Annotated in this window: 3 protein-coding genes; all 3 read right to left on the bottom strand. The window is 37.8% G+C overall.

Annotation, left to right across the window (positions count from 1 at the left end; genetic code table 11):
• Positions 1-1,051: hypothetical protein (locus M901_RS09080; RefSeq protein ID WP_021277902.1), on the bottom strand; the 1,051-nt coding region annotated here is incomplete at its 3' end.
• A gap of 20 nt (positions 1,052-1,071) precedes the next feature.
• On the bottom strand, positions 1,072-1,845 hold the full coding sequence (locus M901_RS09075; RefSeq protein WP_021277900.1) for a tetratricopeptide repeat protein: 774 nt from the start codon (positions 1,843-1,845) through the stop codon (positions 1,072-1,074).
• Between the two features lie 27 nt (positions 1,846-1,872).
• Positions 1,873-2,142 (bottom strand): DUF4398 domain-containing protein (locus tag M901_RS09070; RefSeq protein ID WP_034721565.1); only part of this gene is annotated, 270 nt, incomplete at its 5' end.

The raw sequence follows: 2,142 nt of genomic DNA, 5'->3' as shown, positions 1-2,142 counted from the left end.
TCGCGAGCTTCTTAACCTCAGAACTAAAAGATGTGAAGGCCTTTTGCTCTTCTTCTCTAATCTTTTCTGATTCTGTTTTAATATCAGCAATATACTTATGCCATGGGTTATCTTTTAAAAGCTCTGAAACCTGTTCTCTCATTTCATGATACTTAAATGGTTCTTCGAATTTTTGTTTCTCGCCCGCAATCATAACTTCACCAATATAGTGGTTCTTTGAAAGAACTTGGACGAGCTTTGTTTTTCCTACTTCATTTGGAAAGTTTGTAAAACTCTGTGAGTGAGCTCCAATGATCCAATTAATCTGCGGGTGCTTCTTAGCAAGGACTTCATCTGCATCCATCCCTGAGTGAGAAAGAACAATGAGCTCATGATTTTTATTTGATGATTCGTAGCCTTGATCTGCTAAGTCCTTAAGAAGTTTTGGGAAAACTTGTTGAATAGGGGTGAAGATTGAACGCATCTTTGATGGCATGGTTTGAGGATCAACGACACCAAGAATAAAGACTTTCTTCTTACCAAAATTAATCTTTAGAAACTTCTTATGAGGGATTAGCTTAGGATCACTAAAGTTAGAAACTAAGAGCTTAAACTTAACTTTCTCTAAAATTTCTTTAAGAAATCCGACACCAAGAGCAAAGTCTTGATCTCCTGGAACCATATACTGTAGGCCAATCTTGTCTAGACCAAGAGCGAGTTTCTCAGCAGAATAGGCAAGAGACTTTTGAATATGGTTAGGAACAATATTTGAAGGAAAGAGCATATCTCCTGTATCAATGTAGATAAAATCTTTTTTCTTCTTGAGATCTTCCATTATTCCCGCCACCTGGGGAAGTCCTCCTAGTGGGTGATGACGACATCCACAAGGATGCGTCTCTCCTGAAATAGAGTGCGAGAATACGATTGAGAAGTGTTCTTTACTTATATCAAGTGATTCAGCATTAAATTTCTTGTCGAGTCCAATAAGGAAGCCACAGGAGGCCAAGGAGAGAGTTAAGGTGGAGCCAAGAATCCACCTTTTAATATTTTTTTGAAATATATTCTTTATCATTATCGTTTCCAGTCCCTAACTTAGAGGGATTTTAAAAGCTTCTTTGCCGTTCCAACACGCTTATGAGTTGGGAAGCTCTTAATCATCATTTGTAGTGTTTCCTTCGCTTGATCAACTTGTCCCATTCTCTTAAAAGTCCTTGCAAGGTGAATTAATCCATTTGCATTGTAAGTAGACTTTGGATATTCCGTATAAAGTTGTGAGAAGTAGGTAAGGGCATCTTGATTATTCTTAGTGATATAAGAGGCCATTCCTAGATTGTGGAGAACACGTTTCTTTTGACCAGTTGAAAGTTTCTTTTCAAGTAAAGCCTGCATTTGAGCTATGGCCTGCTTATACTTTCCTCTCTTATAGCTATTCATAGCCTCGTTATAAGGAGTTTGTTTCTTTGGGCGTTTGGCAACCTTTTTTGAAGAGCTCTTCAGTGTTTTAAGAATCTCTTTAATGAACTTGTCTTGCTCGCTTAATCTCTTTTCAACCAAATTAAGCTGCTTATTCGAATCTTGAAGCTGAGTGTTAAGGGCTTGTGTCAATTCTTCCAGTGCCTTGATTCTCTCTTCTAATTGAGCATTATTTTGTTCTTTTACGTGAGCCGATTCTTCAAGAACACCTTGGAACTTGTTAATTTTATCTTCAAGTTCTTGCATCTTGACTGATGTGTCGGCCGTTAGTTTTTGGCTTTGTACCATTTGGACTGAAATGCTATCAACGAGTTGCTCTCTCTTGATCTGTTCTTGTGTTTTACACGAAGTCATGGCCAAGAGTAGTGCGATGATCGGAAGTGTTCTTTTCATGGTCATCCTTATGAATGTTAAGTGAGATTATATATTATCGAGAGCTTTTTTCTTATAAGCTTTGAATTCAGCTTTTTCAGAAAATTTTCTAGAGAGCTCAGCGTATTTTTTAGCTTTATTAAAGAATTTTCTTTTGTAACTAGACTTAGCTTTTAAATAGTAGAATTCAGCTTTTCGGTAGAGGGCAGGTGCTAAGTTAGAACTTCCGGCCTCTTTAGCAGCAAGAAAGGCCTCTTGGGCCAGTGTCATTTCTAATTTCGGGCGTACGGTAGTTAAACCGCAGCCCGTCATTAATAA

Origin of the sequence: Bacteriovorax sp. DB6_IX (assembly GCF_000447775.1) — a bacterium.
GTDB lineage: Bacteria > Bdellovibrionota > Bacteriovoracia > Bacteriovoracales > Bacteriovoracaceae > Halobacteriovorax_A.
Note: the sequence above shows the minus strand (reverse complement) of the source record. Positions and strands in the feature narration are given on the sequence as shown.